Origin of the sequence: Bifidobacterium oedipodis, assembly GCF_012932425.1 — a bacterium.
Lineage (GTDB): Bacteria > Actinomycetota > Actinomycetes > Actinomycetales > Bifidobacteriaceae > Bifidobacterium > Bifidobacterium oedipodis.
Genome location: NZ_JAAIII010000005.1, coordinates 207,667 through 222,648, shown reverse-complemented (window position 1 = coordinate 222,648; position 14,982 = coordinate 207,667). Strand labels below are relative to the sequence as shown.

Annotated in this window: 23 protein-coding genes; all 23 read right to left on the bottom strand. The window is 60.8% G+C overall.

Annotation, left to right across the window (positions count from 1 at the left end):
- Window positions 1–5: 5 nt before the first annotated feature.
- The 23 genes from secY to adhE all read right to left on the bottom strand — a co-directional run bounded on the left by secY (window position 6) and on the right by adhE (window position 14,661).
- A complete protein-coding gene (gene secY / locus G1C95_RS09365) occupies window positions 6–1,343 on the bottom strand; it encodes a preprotein translocase subunit SecY (protein ID WP_169172678.1) in 1,338 nt (445 codons plus the stop codon).
- Between the two features lie 380 nt (window positions 1,344–1,723).
- Window positions 1,724–2,176 (bottom strand): 50S ribosomal protein L15, encoded by a 453-nt coding sequence (gene rplO / locus G1C95_RS09360; protein ID WP_169172677.1) that lies wholly within the window; start codon window positions 2,174–2,176, stop codon window positions 1,724–1,726.
- Window positions 2,177–2,178: 2 nt separating this feature from the next.
- Window positions 2,179–2,361, bottom strand: coding sequence for a 50S ribosomal protein L30 (gene rpmD, locus G1C95_RS09355; RefSeq protein ID WP_169172676.1), 183 nt, complete (start codon window positions 2,359–2,361; stop codon window positions 2,179–2,181).
- Window positions 2,362–2,363: 2 nt separating this feature from the next.
- Window positions 2,364–3,098, bottom strand: a complete 735-nt coding sequence (rpsE, locus tag G1C95_RS09350) for a 30S ribosomal protein S5 (protein WP_169172675.1) — start codon at window positions 3,096–3,098, stop codon at window positions 2,364–2,366.
- Window positions 3,095–3,466: a 50S ribosomal protein L18 gene (rplR, locus tag G1C95_RS09345; RefSeq protein ID WP_169172674.1), complete on the bottom strand. Its 372-nt coding sequence runs from the start codon at window positions 3,464–3,466 to the stop codon at window positions 3,095–3,097. The genes rpsE and rplR overlap by 4 nt, the downstream gene beginning before the upstream one ends.
- A 1-nt stretch (window position 3,467) precedes the next feature.
- Entirely contained in the window at window positions 3,468–4,007 is a 540-nt protein-coding gene (gene rplF / locus G1C95_RS09340; RefSeq protein WP_169172673.1) for a 50S ribosomal protein L6, read from the bottom strand.
- Window positions 4,008–4,024: 17 nt separating this feature from the next.
- Entirely contained in the window at window positions 4,025–4,423 is a 399-nt protein-coding gene (gene rpsH, locus G1C95_RS09335; protein ID WP_169172672.1) for a 30S ribosomal protein S8, read from the bottom strand.
- Between the two features lie 91 nt (window positions 4,424–4,514).
- On the bottom strand, window positions 4,515–4,700 hold the full coding sequence (locus G1C95_RS09330; RefSeq protein ID WP_003808046.1) for a type Z 30S ribosomal protein S14: 186 nt from the start codon (window positions 4,698–4,700) through the stop codon (window positions 4,515–4,517).
- A gap of 1 nt (window position 4,701) precedes the next feature.
- Window positions 4,702–5,274 carry a 50S ribosomal protein L5 gene (rplE, locus tag G1C95_RS09325; protein ID WP_169172671.1) on the bottom strand — a complete coding sequence of 191 codons (573 nt, stop codon included), beginning with the start codon at window positions 5,272–5,274 and terminating at the stop codon, window positions 4,702–4,704.
- A complete protein-coding gene (gene rplX, locus G1C95_RS09320; protein ID WP_169172670.1) occupies window positions 5,271–5,606 on the bottom strand; it encodes a 50S ribosomal protein L24 in 336 nt (111 codons plus the stop codon). Before rplX ends, rplE begins: the two co-directional genes overlap by 4 nt.
- Window position 5,607: 1 nt before the next feature.
- The gene (rplN, locus tag G1C95_RS09315; protein WP_003829893.1) at window positions 5,608–5,976 is read right to left on the bottom strand and encodes a 50S ribosomal protein L14; all 369 of its coding nucleotides are present in this window, start codon (window positions 5,974–5,976) and stop codon (window positions 5,608–5,610) included.
- A gap of 103 nt (window positions 5,977–6,079) precedes the next feature.
- On the bottom strand, window positions 6,080–6,340 hold the full coding sequence (rpsQ, locus tag G1C95_RS09310; protein WP_169172669.1) for a 30S ribosomal protein S17: 261 nt from the start codon (window positions 6,338–6,340) through the stop codon (window positions 6,080–6,082).
- Between the two features lie 2 nt (window positions 6,341–6,342).
- Complete coding sequence (rpmC, locus tag G1C95_RS09305; protein ID WP_169172668.1) at window positions 6,343–6,594, bottom strand: 50S ribosomal protein L29; 252 nt, start codon at window positions 6,592–6,594, stop codon at window positions 6,343–6,345.
- Complete coding sequence (gene rplP, locus G1C95_RS09300; RefSeq protein WP_169172667.1) at window positions 6,594–7,013, bottom strand: 50S ribosomal protein L16; 420 nt, start codon at window positions 7,011–7,013, stop codon at window positions 6,594–6,596. The genes rpmC and rplP overlap by 1 nt, the downstream gene beginning before the upstream one ends.
- Before the next feature lie 6 nt (window positions 7,014–7,019).
- On the bottom strand, window positions 7,020–7,826 hold the full coding sequence (gene rpsC / locus G1C95_RS09295; protein WP_169172666.1) for a 30S ribosomal protein S3: 807 nt from the start codon (window positions 7,824–7,826) through the stop codon (window positions 7,020–7,022).
- Between the two features lie 2 nt (window positions 7,827–7,828).
- Window positions 7,829–8,188: a 50S ribosomal protein L22 gene (gene rplV / locus G1C95_RS09290; RefSeq protein WP_169172665.1), complete on the bottom strand. Its 360-nt coding sequence runs from the start codon at window positions 8,186–8,188 to the stop codon at window positions 7,829–7,831.
- Window positions 8,189–8,205: 17 nt separating this feature from the next.
- Complete coding sequence (rpsS, locus tag G1C95_RS09285) at window positions 8,206–8,484, bottom strand: 30S ribosomal protein S19 (RefSeq protein ID WP_015450968.1); 279 nt, start codon at window positions 8,482–8,484, stop codon at window positions 8,206–8,208.
- A gap of 15 nt (window positions 8,485–8,499) precedes the next feature.
- Window positions 8,500–9,330: a 50S ribosomal protein L2 gene (gene rplB / locus G1C95_RS09280; RefSeq protein WP_169172664.1), complete on the bottom strand. Its 831-nt coding sequence runs from the start codon at window positions 9,328–9,330 to the stop codon at window positions 8,500–8,502.
- Window positions 9,331–9,366: 36 nt separating this feature from the next.
- A complete protein-coding gene (rplW, locus tag G1C95_RS09275) occupies window positions 9,367–9,663 on the bottom strand; it encodes a 50S ribosomal protein L23 (protein ID WP_169172663.1) in 297 nt (98 codons plus the stop codon).
- Between the two features lie 5 nt (window positions 9,664–9,668).
- The gene (rplD, locus tag G1C95_RS09270) at window positions 9,669–10,325 is read right to left on the bottom strand and encodes a 50S ribosomal protein L4 (RefSeq protein WP_169172662.1); all 657 of its coding nucleotides are present in this window, start codon (window positions 10,323–10,325) and stop codon (window positions 9,669–9,671) included.
- Between the two features lie 6 nt (window positions 10,326–10,331).
- Window positions 10,332–10,973: a 50S ribosomal protein L3 gene (rplC, locus tag G1C95_RS09265; RefSeq protein ID WP_169172661.1), complete on the bottom strand. Its 642-nt coding sequence runs from the start codon at window positions 10,971–10,973 to the stop codon at window positions 10,332–10,334.
- A gap of 16 nt (window positions 10,974–10,989) precedes the next feature.
- Window positions 10,990–11,298: a 30S ribosomal protein S10 gene (gene rpsJ, locus G1C95_RS09260; RefSeq protein ID WP_003827292.1), complete on the bottom strand. Its 309-nt coding sequence runs from the start codon at window positions 11,296–11,298 to the stop codon at window positions 10,990–10,992.
- 633 nt (window positions 11,299–11,931) lie between these two features.
- On the bottom strand, window positions 11,932–14,661 hold the full coding sequence (gene adhE, locus G1C95_RS09255) for a bifunctional acetaldehyde-CoA/alcohol dehydrogenase (protein ID WP_169172660.1): 2,730 nt from the start codon (window positions 14,659–14,661) through the stop codon (window positions 11,932–11,934).
- Between the last annotated feature and the right edge of the window lie 321 nt (window positions 14,662–14,982).

The following is a 14,982-nucleotide window of genomic DNA, read 5'->3' as shown; positions in this document are numbered from 1 at the left end:
GAGCCTCAGCCCTCGGTGTGGCTCGTGTTCTCGAACAGGAATCCGGCGTACTGGAACTGCTCGGTCTGGGCCTTGGCCTGACGCAGGGTGTCGAGGCCGACGCCCGCGATGATCAGGATGGTGGTGCCACCGAACGGCAGCTGGGTGTTGAGGCCGAGAGCCATGATCAGCACGGTCGGGATCAGGGCCACGAACAGCAGGTAGACGGCACCGACGGTGTTGAGTCGGTTCATCACATAAGTCAGGTAGCGGCTGGTGGCGTTGCCGGCGCGGATGCCGGGGATGAAGCCACCGTACTGCTTCATGTTGTCGGCGGTCTCGTCCGGGTTGAACGTGATCGACGTGTAGAAGAAGCAGAAGAACACGATCATCAGCGCGTACAGCGCGATGTACCACACGCTGGTGGTGTTCGCCAGGTTGGAGTTGATCCACTTGACCCATGCCTGATCAGAGTCGCCGAACTGGGCGATCAGAGTCGGGATGGCCAGGATCGAGGAGGCGAAGATCGGCGGGATAACGCCAGACATATTGACCTTCAGCGGTAGGTAGGTGGAGGAGCCACCGTACATCTTGCGGCCGATCATACGGCGGGTGTACTGCACCGGGATACGACGCTGCGACAGTTCCACGAAGTCAACGAAGATGAGGATAACGACCAGCACGCCCACGACGATGCCGAACTTCCACCAGTTGCCATCGGTGCCGTTCGTGCCCCAACCGATCTCCCACAGCTGCGGCAGGAAGCCGGAGCAAATGGACATGAAGATCAACACAGACATACCCTGGCCGATGCCCTTATCGGTCACCAATTCGGCCATCCACATGATCAGGCCGGTACCGCCGGTCATGATCAGCACCATAACGACGAGGTTCCACACGGAGCCGTCGGGGATGACCTGATCGCAGGCGTAGTTGAACAGCGCGCCGGAGCGGGCGGTCACCAGAATGGTGGTGGACTGAAGCACCGCCAGGCCGATGGTCAGGTAACGCGTGTACTGGGTGAGCTTTGCCTCACCGGACTGGCCTTCCTTGTGCAGCGCTTCGAAGCGCGGAATCACCACGCGCAGCAGCTGGATCACAATGGATGCGGTGATGTACGGCATCACGCCCAGTGCGAAGATGGACAGCTGGAGCATGGCACCACCGGAGAACAGGTTCACCAGTCCGATGAAGTTCTCCTGGCTGCCGGAGCCCATCTTGGCCATGCATTCGTTGACCACGTTGTAGTCCACACCCGGGGTGGGGATGAACGAACCGATGCGATAAATAATGATGATGAAGAGGACGAAGAGAATCTTCTTCCTCAGTTCCTTGGTCTTCAGGGCCTGGATTAGTGTCCTCACCTGAGTTTCCTCCCTATAACACACCCGGAGTGATTGAAAATACACAAACTATCGAACGAGCATAGTCTAACGTGCCTACTTATGGCACTGAACGTCTCGTAAATGTTTGCTGTGTACTGGATGTTCATGAACGATACGATATCGTCATGCTGAACGGCAGTGAAGCACCTTCCAGCCGCGAGAGATGGATGATATTCCGCCGCGTTCAGAATGACGGGGGTTGTCCGTTGATGACAGGACTGGCGATATGCCGATGATTTGCGTTGCATGGCAACGAGATGTGCGCATAGGCGCTGTATGGGCGCAAAGACGACGTTACCCCCGTCCGCGATCAAATGCGGGCGGGGGTAACTTCTATGCTTGGGTCATCCCCGTGGATTTTAGTCCTCGGAGACAGAGCCGCCAGCGGCTTCGATCTTGGCCTTGGCGGAAGCCGAAGCCTTGATGCCCTTGAGGGTGAATGCCACGGTGGTCTCGCCATCGCCCAGAACCTTCACCGGGTAGCCGTTGCGCACGGCGCCCTTGGCGACGAGCTCTTCGACGGTCACTTCGCCGCCGGCCGGGAAGACCTCGACCAGACGAGCGATGTTGATGACCTGGAACTCGGTCTTGAACGGGTTCTTGAAGCCACGCAGCTTCGGCAGGCGCATGTAGGTCGGCAGCTGGCCGCCTTCAAAGCCCGGACGCACGTGGTTGCGCTTGGTCTGACCCTTGGCGCCACGACCAGAGGTCTTACCCTTGGAGCCTTCACCACGGCCCACACGAATGCGGTCCTTGTTGGCACCCGGGGCAGGCTTCAGATCGTGCATCTGCAGGATTTCGTTATCTGCCATAATCAGTCAACCTCCTCGACGGTGACCAGGTGACGCACCACGTTCACCAGACCACGGTTGGCCGGGGTGTCCTCGCGAATCACGGTCTTGCCGATCTTGTTGAGGCCGAGGGTGTGCGCGGTGGCGCGCTGCTTCGGCGTACGGTTCACGAGGCCGTGGTGCAGCGTAATCTTCAGGTTAGCCATGCTCACTCACCATCCTTCTGCGCTTGGGCGGCCTTGGCGGCAGCCTCTTCACGAGCCTTGCGGGCCTCGGCGATGCCGGCGGCGCGAGCGCGCAGCAGGGCATCGGGAGCAACCTCGTTGAGGGCCAGGCCACGACGGGCGGCGATCTCTTCGGGCTCTTCGAGCTGCTTGAGGGCATCCACGGTGGCGCGCACCACGTTAACCGCGGTGGCGGAACCCATGGACTTGGACAGCACGTCGGTGATGCCTGCGCACTCCATGACGGCGCGCACGGAACCGCCGGCGATTACACCGGTACCCGGGGCGGCCGGACGCAGCAGCACAGTGCCGGCGGCGTCGTGACCCTGAACCGGGTGGGTGATGGTGCCGCGGACGCGAGGCACAGTGAACATGTGCTTCTTGGCGTCGAGCTGGCCCTTGGCGATAGCGGCAGGAACTTCACGGGACTTGCCGTAGCCGACACCCACGGTGCCGTTGCCGTCGCCGACCACCACGAGGGCGGCGAAGCTGAACGTACGACCACCCTTGTGGGTCTTGGACACGCGGTTGATGGTCACCACGCGATCGAGCAGCTCGTCGCCGTGGTTCTCTTCACGACGGTTGCGACGCTCGCCGCGACGGCCTTCACCGCGGTTGCCACGACGGTTGCCGCGACGATCCTCGTTGTTGGATTCGGTTGCCGCAGTGTTCTGAGTTTCTTCAGCCACTTGGGTTTCCTTCGTTTCGATGTCGCTCACAGTGCCAGACCTCCCTCACGGGCGCCTTCAGCAACGGCTGCGACGCGACCGGTGTACTTGTTGCCACCGCGGTCGAACACAACCTCGGTGATGCCGGCGGCCTTGGCCTTCTCAGCAATCAGCTCGCCGACCTTCTTGGCGGCCTCGACCTTGGTGCCCTCGAAGCCGGCGAAGTCGGCCTGCAGGGTGGAGGCGGACACGAGGGTCATGCCCTTGGTGTCGTCGACCACCTGGGCAACCATGTGGCGGTTGGAGCGGGTGACCACCAGGCGCGGACGCTCGGCGGTACCGGAGATGCGCTTGCGGAGACGAGCATGACGGCGCTGCAGAGCAGCCTTCTTGCCTTTTCCGAGAATCTTGACGCTCATATCACTTACCAGCCTTTCCAGCCTTGCGCAGGATGTGCTCGTCGGCGTACTTGACGCCCTTGCCCTTGTAGGGTTCCGGAGCGCGCAGCTTGCGGATGTTGGCGGCAACCTGACCCACAGCCTGCTTGTCGGTACCTTCGACGACCACGTGGGTCGGATCGGTAACCTTCAGCGTGATGCCTTCGGGCGGGTTGACGGTGATGGTGTGGGAGTATCCGAGGAAGAACTCGATGCCCTGGCCCTTGGCGACGGCGCGGTAACCGGTGCCGACGATCTCAAGGGTCTTGGAGTAGCCATCGTGCACACCCTTGACCATGCCGGCCATGATGGAGCGGGCCAGACCGTGCTTGGCACGGGTCGGACGCAGGTCATCAGCCGGGGTGAGGACGATCTCGTTGCCTTCGACGGCAGCGGTGATGCCTTCCGGGATCTCGTAGGAGTCAGTGCCCTTCGCGCCCTTGGCGGAGAAGGACTGACCTTCGATCTTGACTTCAACGCCAGCAGGGATGGCGATGGGGAGCTTACCAATATGCGATGCCATGTTTCAGCTCTCCTTTCTCACCACACGTAGGCGACAATTTCGCCGCCAATGCCTCGGTCGAGGCATTCCTTCTGAGTCAGCAGTCCCGAGGAGGTCGAGATGATGGCGATACCCAGACCACCGAGCGGCATCGGCAGGGAGTCGGACTTCGCGTAACGACGAAGGCCCGGCTTGGAGATGCGCTTGATGCCCTGAATGGAACGCTCACCGTTCGGACCGTACTTGAGGGTGACCTCAAGAGTCTGGCCGACCTTGGCTTCCTTAGCGGAGAAGTCCTTGATAAAGCCTTCGCGCTTCAGGATCTCGGCGATGTTCGCCTTGAACTTGGAGTACGGCATATCCACGGTTTCGTGCTTGGCCGCGCTCGCGTTACGCAGACGCGTGAGCATGTCTGCGATCGGATCTGTCATTGTCATTTGGGCTTGTTGCCCTTTCTCGCCGTGGTTTCCGCCGCCCCGCTCCCCTAGTGCAGGGAAGTCTGGGGCCGCGGACCTTCAGCGTCGATGTTTACCAACTGGACTTCGTAACTCCGGGCAGCTCGCCGCGGTGGGCCTTCTCGCGAAGGCAGATGCGGCACAGGCCGAACTTGCGGTAGACGGAGTGGGGACGACCGCAGACCTGGCAGCGCGTGTAGGCGCGCACCTTGAACTTCGGCTTTGCGGCCGCCTTGTTCTTCAGAGCGGTTTTTGCCATATCAGTTCTCCTTGAAGGGGAAGCCGAGGTGCTTGAGCAGCGCGTAAGCTTCCTTGTCGTCCTTGGTGGAGGTCACCACGGTGATGTCCATACCACGCTGATGATCGATCGAATCAGGATCGATCTCGTGGAACATGGACTGCTCGGTGAGACCAAAGTTGTAGTTGCCCTGGCCATCGAACTGGTGGCCGTTGATGCCGCGGAAGTCGCGGATGCGGGGCAGCGCCAGGGTCAGCAGACGATCAAGGAATTCCCACATACGGTCGCCACGCAGGGTGACGTATGCGCCGATGGCCTGGCCTTCACGCAGGTGGAACTGAGCGACGGATTTCTTGGCCTTGGTGATCTTCGGCTTCTGGCCGGTGATCAGGGTCAGATCCTTGACAGCGCCTTCGATGAGCTTGGAGTCGCGGGCAGCGGCACCCACACCCATGGAGACGACAATCTTCTGGACGCGAGCGATCTGCATCGGGTTGGAGTAACCGAACTCCTTCTCGAGCTCAGGGATGATCTGCTCGTTGTACTTGACCTTCAAGCGCGGGGTGGCCGGCGCTTCGACAGTAGTATCGGTCATGCCAGCTCCTTTCCGGACTTCTTGGCGACGCGCACGCGCACGGTCTTGACCTTGCCGTCACGCGCCTCTTCCTTGACGATAACGCCAACGCGGGTCGGCTGCTTGGTCTCCGGATCGACGACCATCACGTTGGAGCGATGGATCGGCGCCTCGACGGAGACGATGCCGGCCTGCTGGCCCTGCTGGGTGGCGCGAACGTGCTTCTTGACGATCTGCACGCCTTCGACGATCAGTCGATCGTTGGGCAGCACCTGCTTGACGGTGCCTTCCTTGCCCTTATCCTTGCCGCGGATGACCTTAACGAGGTCGCCGCTCTTGATCTTGGCTACCATCTCAGATCACCTCCGGGGCGAGGGACACGATCTTCATGAACTTGTGCTCGCGCAGTTCACGACCAACCGGTCCGAAGATACGAGTGCCCTTCGGTTCACGGCCGGAGCCGAGAATGACGGCGGCGTTCTCGTCGAACTTGATGTAGGAACCATCCGCACGGCGGGATTCCTTGACAGTACGGACGACGACAGCCTTAACCACGTCGCCCTTCTTGACCGACCCGCCAGGAATGGCGTCCTTGACGGAGGCGACGATCACGTCGCCGATGCCGGCATAGCGTCGCTTCGATCCGCCGAGCACTCGGATGGCGAGGAGTTCCTTCGCACCCGTGTTGTCGGCGACATGAAGCCGCGTTTCCTGCTGAATCATTGATTCTCCTTAGCCGAGCTGGTTCTCCCCGCACACTGCGGCACTCCCCGCCCTTAAGGGGCCAAGAGTGCCGCAATGTACGCGGAGCCTTGCCGAACTTTACTTACTTGGCGCGCTCGATAATGGATTCGAGACGCCAGCGCTTGGTCTTGCTCAGAGGCCGAGTCTCCATAATACTCACAAGGTCGCCAACGTGGGCTTCGTTGTGTTCATCATGGGCCTTGACCTTCTTGGTGGAACGAACGACCTTGCCGTACAGCGGGTGGGTCGAACGCTTTTCGAGCTCAACGGCGATGGTCTTGTCCATGGCATCGGACACGACATAGCCGCGGCGAACCTTGCGGAAATTGCGCTCTTCAGCCATGATCAGTTCTCCTTAGCTTCCGTAGCGGCCGGCTCCTGACCGATGCCAAGCTCGCGTTCGCGCAGCACGGTGTACATGCGGGCGATGTCGCGCTTGACGGCCTTGAGACGGGCAGTGTTCTCGAGCTGACCAGTGGCGTGCTGGAAGCGCAGGTTGAACAGCTCTTCCTTGGACTTCTTCAGGAAGCCCTCAATCTCCTCATTGGTCTTCTCGTTGAGATTCTTGATGGAGTAATCAGCGGTACCGATTGCCATCAGATATCACCACCTTCACGAGCGATAACACGGCACTTCATGGGGAGCTTGTCGATAGCGCGGCGCAGAGCCTCGCGAGCGACATCCTCAGACACGCCGCCGATTTCGAACATCACGCGACCGGGGCGAACGTTGGCGACCCAGAACTCGGGGGCACCCTTACCGGAACCCATTCGAGCACCAAGAGCGTGCTTGGTCAGCGGGCGATCCGGGAAGATGGTGATCCACACACGACCGCCACGCTTGATGTAGCGGGTCATGGCGATACGAGCGGCTTCGATCTGGCGGTTGGTCACGTAGGCCGGAGCCAGAGCCTGGATGGCGAAATCACCGAAGTTGATCTCGTTGCCGCCCTTGGACATGCCAGAGCGCACAGGACGGTGCTGCTTGCGGTACTTAGTCCTCTTGGGGATAAGCATTCTTGCTCACTCCTTAGTTTCTGCAGCTTCAGCGGCCTGGGCCGGAGCTTCGGCCTTGGGGGCCTCGGCGTTGGCCTGGGCTGCGGCCTGACGGTTGCCACGGCGCGGACGGCGATCACCGCCACGACGGCCCTGACGGTTGTTCTGGGCAGCCTGCTGCTCTTCGAACTCGGATTCGGTCATATCGCCCTTGTAGATCCACACCTTCACGCCGATACGGCCGTAGGTGGTCTTGGCCTCGAAGAAGCCGTAATCGATGAGGGCACGGAGGGTCTGCAGCGGAACGCGGCCCTCGCGGTAGAACTCGGAACGGCTCATTTCCGCGCCGCCGAGACGGCCGGAGAGCTTGATGCGGATACCCTTGGCACCGGCGCGCATGGCGTCCTGCTGAGCCTTGCGCATGGCACGACGGAAGGTGACGCGGTTGGTCAGCTGCTCGGCGATGCCCTGAGCGACGAGCTGGGCGTCCAGCGCGGCGTTCTTGACTTCGAAGATGTTGAGCTGAACCTGCTTGCCGGTCATCTTCTCGAGCTTGGCGCGAACACGCTCAGCCTCAGCGCCACGACGACCGATCACGATGCCCGGGCGGGCGGTGTGAATGTCCACGCGGACGCGGTCGCGGGTGCGCTCGATGATGATGCGGGACACGCCTGCGCGCTCGAGGTCCTTGCTCATCTCCTTGCGGATCTGATCATCCTCGAGGACGAAGTCGCGGTAGCGTTCGCCGGCCTTGTTGGAATCGGAGAACCACTTGGAGCGGTGGTTCTCGGTGATGCCCAGACGGTAGCCAAACGGATTGATCTTCTGACCCATCTTTAGCGGGCTCCTTCCTTGTTAGCCACGACGACCGTGATGTGGGAGGTGCGCTTGTTGATGCGAGCAGCACGGCCCTGAGCACGAGCGCGGAAGCGCTTGAGGGTCACGCCTTCATCAACGTAGGTCTCCTTGATGACCAGGTCGTTCTCGCGGAACGGCTCACCGGCCTGATCGGCCTTAGTGCGAGCGTTGGCGATGGCGCTCTCCAAGGTCTTGCGAACCGGCAGGGCCGCAGCCTGGGGGGCGAACTTCAAAATGGTGATGGCTTCGGTCGCCTTCTTGCCGCGGATGAGGTCGACCATGCGGCGAGCCTTGCGCGGCGTCACGCGGACGTGACGAGCGATTGCTTTAGCTTCCATGTTCTTGTTCCTTATCCTTAACGGCGGGCTTTCTTGTCGTCCTTCACGTGACCCTTGAAGGTCTTCGTGGGGGCGAACTCACCCAGCTTGTGACCAACCATGGCCTCGGTGACGAACACCGGGACATGCTTGCGACCATCGTGAACGGCGAAGGTGTGTCCGATGAAATCAGGGGTGATCATCGAACGACGGGACCACGTCTTGATGACGTTGTGGGTGCCCTTCTCGTTCTGCTCGTCGACTTTCTTCTGCAAGTGGGCGTCGACGAAGGGGCCCTTCTTGATGCTACGAGTCATCTTCTCGATACTCCCTTACTTGCGGTTCTTGCCATTCGGACGACGACGAACAATCATCTTGTTCGAAGCCTTCTTCGGACGACGAGTACGAACTTCGCCCTTGCCCCACGGGGAGACCGGCGGCTTGCCACCGCGGGTACGACCGCCGTGCGGGTGGTCGACCGGGTTCATGGACTCACCACGGGTGATCGGACGATGACCGATCCAACGAGCGCGGCCGGCCTTGCCAAGCTGGATGTTGGCGTGGTCTTCGTTGCCGACCTCACCAACAGTGGCGCGGCAGTTCGCGTCGACGTTGCGAATTTCGCCGGAGGGCATACGCAGCTGGGCGTAGGCGCCATCCTTGGCGACGAGCTGGACGGAGGTGCCGGCGGAACGAGCGATCTTGGCGCCACCCAGCGGGCGGAGCTCAATAGCGTGAACCACGGTACCGGTCGGGATGTTCTTCAGCGGCAGGTTGTTGCCCGGCTTGATATCAGCCTGAGCACCAGTCTCGATGACGTCGCCCTGCTTGACACCCTTCGGCGCGATGATGTAGCGCTTCTCGCCATCTGCGAAGTGCAGGAGGGCGATACGGGCGGAACGGTTCGGATCGTATTCGATCTCGGCAACCTTGGCGGGCACGCCGTCCTTGTCCCAACGCTTGAAGTCGATGAGACGGTACTGACGCTTGTGGCCACCACCGCGATGGCGGGAGGTGATACGGCCGTAGGAGTTACGACCGCCGGTCTTGGAGTTCTTGCGAACCAGCGACTTCTCAGGCGTGGAACGGGTCAGATCGGAGAAATCCGACACAGACGCGTTGCGGCGGCCTGCGGACGTCGGCTTATAAACGCGGATAGCCATAATATAGTTCTTCCTTTAACTTTTCTCGGCTAGCCTTCAGTTGCCGAAGATGTCGATCGTCTGGCCCTCGGCGACGGTCACGATAGCGCGCTTCTGGGAGACACGCTGACCGAAACCGGTGCGGGTGCGCTGCTTCTTGCCAGCGCGGTTGAGGGTGTTGACGCTCGTCACCTTGACCTTGAAGATCTCTTCAATTGCCTGCTTGATCTGCACCTTGTTCGAATCCGGGGCAACCACGAAGGTGTACTGGCCACGGTCGGAAGCGGCGTAGCTCTTCTCGGAAACGACGGGCTTAAGAATCACGTCGTGAGCGGGCTTGTGAATAGCGACCATCTAAATCAGGCCTCCTTCGGCTCGGTCTTGGCAGCCACGAAAGCCTCGAGGGCTTCCTTGGTGAAGACCACGTACTGCGAGGTAACCACGTCGTACGTGTTGAGCTGATCGACGAAAATCGGGTGAACGGTCGGGATGTTGCGCACGGACAGCCACTCGTTGATGTTGTCGCGAGTGAACACCACGGTGGTGAACTTGTCACCGGTGATCGGGTTGAGCGCGGCGATGGCAGCCTTGGTGGACGGCTCGGTGATACCGAAGTCAACCACGGCGATGCGGCCGGCGTTGGCGCGATCGGAGAGGATGTAGCGCAGAGCAGCGGCCTTCATCTTCTTGGGGGTGCGCTGAGAGTAGTCACGCGGCTGCGGGCCGAACACGGTGCCGCCGTGGTACCACTGAGGAGCGCGGATGGAGCCCTGACGAGCACGACCGGTGCCCTTCTGCTTCCACGGCTTCTTGCCGCCGCCGGAGACCATGCCACGAGTCTTGGTGGCGTGGGTGCCAGCGCGAGCAGCAGCGAGCTGGGCGATGACAACCTGGTGGATCAGCGGGATGTGGGCCTTCACGTCTTCGGCGGAGTAGCCGAAGAGCTCAGCGGGGGCCTCAACGGTGCCGGTGGCCTGGCCCTTGGCGTCGGTGACGTTCAGAGTAACGTTTGCCATGGTTTATCAGGCTCCCTTCACAGCCGAACGGACGAGAACGAGACCGCCCTTGGGGCCGGGGATGGCGCCCTTGACAGCGAGGATGCCGTTCTCGACATCAGCGGAAACGATGGTGAGGTTCTGCACGGTGGAGGTGACATGACCCATGCGACCGGCCATCTTCTTACCCCTGAGGATACGAGACGGAGTGGCGCATGCGCCCACAGAACCGGGACGACGCTCGTTCTTGTGGGAACCGTGAGAACGGCGGTAGGACTTGAAGCCCCAACGCTTGATGGTGCCGGCGAAGCCCTTGCCCTTGGTGGTGCCGGTCACATCGACCTCGGCGCCTTCCTCGAACAGTTCGGCGGTCAGTTCCTGACCGACCTGGAACTCGTCGACATTGTCGGTGCGCACCTCAGCGAGGTGGCGACGCGGGGTGACGCCGGCCTTGGCAAAGTGGCCAGCCAGGGGCTTGGTCACCTTGGTGGGGTCGATGGCGCCGTAGCCGAGCTGGACGGCCTTGTAGCCATCGGTTTCCTCGGTCTTGACGGCGGTCACCACGTTGGTGTTGACGTCGATCAAGGTGACGGGCACGAAGAAGCCGTTCTCGTCCCACACCTGAGACATGCCGAGCTTCTTGCCCAGCAGAGCCTTGCGATTAGACATTGTGCTTCCCCCTCCCTTACAGCTTGATCTCGATGTTGACATCTGCAGGCAGATCGATGTGCATCAGGGAATCCACGGCCTTGGGGGTCGGGTCCACGATGTCGATGAGGCGCTTATGAGTGCGCATCTCGAAGTGCTCGCGAGAATCCTTGTACTTGTGAGGAGAACGGATAACACAAAAGACGTTCTTCTCGGTCGGCAGCGGAACGGGGCCAACAACAGTTGCGCCCGCGTTCGTCACCGTTTCGACGATCTTCTTCGCCGATTGGTCGATGACCTCGTGGTCATAGGACTTAAGCCTGATGCGGATTTTCTGTCCCGCCATTGCCGTCCGCCCTTTCTAGCGATATTCGTTGTACTGTTTACCAACCTGCTTCTTCCGGGGCACCGGCGCGCATGGCCTCCGTTGGACATACGTGACGTATATCGTTCTGGCGGTCATCCGACATCAGTGCGCGAATAGCTGAGAACCACAGGTTGTAGTCCCCTGCCTTCGCGCTCGCTTTTTATATTCCAATTTGCGAGCCCAAATCAGGCAACTTGAATATTCAAGCATTGGCGTAGGACAGGAGAAGCCGGGCGTGTCGCAGCCTTGTAGCTACGTGCAAATCATGGCGTACGTGGGCTTCAGGGCAAACTAGACGGATGACTCACACCTTATAGGTAGTAGGTAGTTCACCTGTCAGTTGTCACGGCTCAACTGCGAACTTGCACGGAATTCCTGTCAGTTATCACTATTCGCCTGCGGATTGTTTACGTACCTATGTAACAAACCCACAGGCGAACCGTGCAGTTCTACAGGTGAACCGTTACAACAAGCGGGCAAACTCCATCAGCCGCAAAATTGGTGGCAGCCGATACTTACGACAGTGCCCTGGCTCCCGTGGGTGGGAGTCAGGGCACTGGGTGGTTAGGCTATCGCCGGGTTAGCGGGATCGGCCGAACTAACGGACGACAATCAACGCTGGGAGGCTTCCTCGGTTGCGGCTTCGCCTTCGCGCTCAACGCGCAGCTTGTGGCCTTCGGCCTGGCTGACGCCGTAGTAAGCAGCGATGGCGATATCCTTCATGTCGTTGATCATGGGGATACGCGGGTTGGCCGGGGTGCACTGATCCTCATAGGCGCGCATACCGATCTGGTCGAGCACACTCCAGAAGTAGTCCTCGTCCACACCGCAGTCCTGGAAGCTCTTGTTCATGCCGAGCTTGTTGTCGCGGTAGTCCTCGACGGCCTTCGCCAGGTTCTCCACGGCTTCGGCCGGGGTCTTGCCGGTGTCGATGCCGAGGTTGCGGGCGATGTCCTGGTAGCGCTCCGGGGCGATGTACTTGTTGTACTTCGGCCAGCTGGTGGGCTCCTCGGGCACAGAGCCGTTGTAGCGGATCACGTAGGGCAGCAGGATGGAGTTGGTGCGGCCATGGGCGATGTGGCACAGGGCACCGATGGTGTGGGCCATGCCGTGGCACATGCCGAGGAACGCGGAGCCGAAGGCCATGCCGGCCATGGTGGCGGCGTTGTGCATCTTCTCCTGGGCGTCGGTCTTGGCCAGGCCGGGCTCGCCGTTGACGGATTCGGCCAGGTTGTCCCAGATGAGCTTGGCCGCGTGCAGTGCCATGCCGTCGGTGAAGTCGTTGGCATACACGGACACATAGGCCTCGAAGCTGTGGGTCAGGGCGTCGAAGCCGGCGTCGGAGGCGAGCTTGCGCGGCTGAGTGCGGGCCAGCACCGGATCAACGATGGCCACGGACGGGGTCAGGGCGTAGTCGGTGATCGGGTACTTGTAGCCGGTCTTGTGGTCGGTGATTACGGCGAACGGGGTGACCTCGGAGCCGGTGCCCGACGAGGTCGGGATGCACACGAGCTTGGCCTTCTTGCCCAGCGGCGGAATCTTGAACGCGCGCTTGCGGATGTCGAAGAACTTCTCGCGCACGTCGGAGAAGGCGATTTCCGGGTGCTCGTAGAGCAGCCACATGATCTTGGCCGCATCCATCGGGGAGCCGCCGCCGACCGCGATGATGGTGTCGGGCTCGAACTCCTCGCGCATCATCTCCGCGCCCTTCTCGACGGTTTCGACCGAGGGCTCGGGCTCCACGTAGTCGATGATGCGGAAGGTGACGTTGTTGGCGCGGGCGCGCAGCTGGTCGATGACCTTATCGACGATGCCGAGCTGCTCCATGACCTTGTCGCACACGATGACGGCCTTTTCGATGCCGAACATGTCGCGCAGGTACTTGATCGCGTTCGGCTCGAAATAGGTCTTGGCCGGGATCTTGAACCACTGCATGTTGTTGTTCCTCCGAGCGATGCGCTTGATGTTGATCAGGTTCACGGCCTGCACGTTGCCGGACACCGAGTTGCCGCCGTAGGAGCCGCAGCCCAGGGTCAGCGACGGGGCGATGGCGTTGTAGATATCGCCGATGCCGCCCAGGGACGAAGGCTGGTTCCAGATGATGCGGCAGGCGTGCATGCGCACGCCGTACTCGCGCACGAGCTCCTGGTTGTTGGTGTGGATGGCGGCGGTGTGGCCGGCGCCGAGCTTGAGCATGGCCTCGGCCATCTCGAAGGCCTGTTCCTTATTATCGGCCTTGAGCACGGCCTGCACCGGGGCGAGCTTCTCGTGGGTCAGCGGTTCGTTGTCCGACACCTCGGAGCACTCGGCGCACAGGATGGTGGCGTCTTCGGGGATCTCGAAGCCGGCGGCCTTGGCGATGTACTGCGGGGACTTGCCCGGCACCACGGAGTTCAGGACGGGCTTCTGGCCGGAGCCGGAGGTGCAGCCGAACATGTACTGCTCGAGCTTGGCCTTCTCCTCCGCGTTCACGAAGTAGGCCTTGCGGCGCTTCATTTCGGCGATAAGCGGAGCGTAGACGTCCTTGTGGGCGATGATGGCCTGCTCGGTGGCGCAGATCATGCCGTAGTCGAAGTGCTTGGAAAGCACCAGATCGTTGGCGGCGCGCACGATGTCCACGTCGTTGTCCACGTAGGCCGGGGCGTTGCCCGCGCCCACGCCTAGGGCGGGCTTGCCGGAGGAGTATGCGGCCTTGACCATGCCCGGGCCGCCGGTGGCCAGGATCGTGGCGATGCCCGGGTGCTTCATCAGTGCGCCGGTTGCCTCGATGGAGGGGTGCTCGATCCACTGAATACAGTTCTCAGGGGCACCGGCCTCGATGGCGGCGTCACGCACGATGCGCGCGGCTTCGACGGAGCACTTCTGTGCGCCGGGGTGGAAGCCGAACACGATCGGGCAGCGGGTCTTCAGTGCGATCAGGGACTTGAAGATCGCGGTGGAGGTCGGGTTGGTAACCGGGGTGACGCCGGCGACAACGCCGACGGGCTCGGCCACTTCGTCAACGCCCATCACATCGTCTTCGCGGATGATGCCGACGGTCTTCTGACCGGCCAGATAGTTGGTAATGTGCTCGCAGGCGAAGATGTTCTTGGTGGCCTTGTCTTCCACCAAGCCACGGCCAGTCTCCTCGACGGCCATCTTGGCCAGCACCAGATGCTTGTTCAGCGCGGCGACCGAGGCCTTGGCTACGATGCGGTCGACCTGCGCCTGATCCAGATTCTCGAATTCGTCAAGAGCCTTCAGACCCTTCTGGACGAGTGCGTCGACCTCCGCCTCGGCAGCGGCCTTCTTCTCTTCCGGAGTGGGCTTGGTCTCTTCGACCTTCTGCTTTGCTTCTGCCACTTGGGTTCCTCCTCGAAATGCTTGGGGTTGGTAGCAAAGTGCATGTTCACTTGTTGCCACAATTTTCTTGTGACCTACCTCACAATGTAATCGAACTCAGCAACCTTCGTGTTTGTTCGTCGTGTCGAGCTGTTTTTGTTTATATTTGCGCGAATTATGTGCGATTCACGTTAGTTTTTTGCTCGAATTGTCGTTCAAATCGTTGATTTGGTCACTTTTGTTCGTTTCTACTGTGAAGTTGACATAGCTCAATATATCTTATAGAAACTACTTTTGCAAATCTATAGTAGATATATTTACCATGAAAGCAAAGATTTAAGA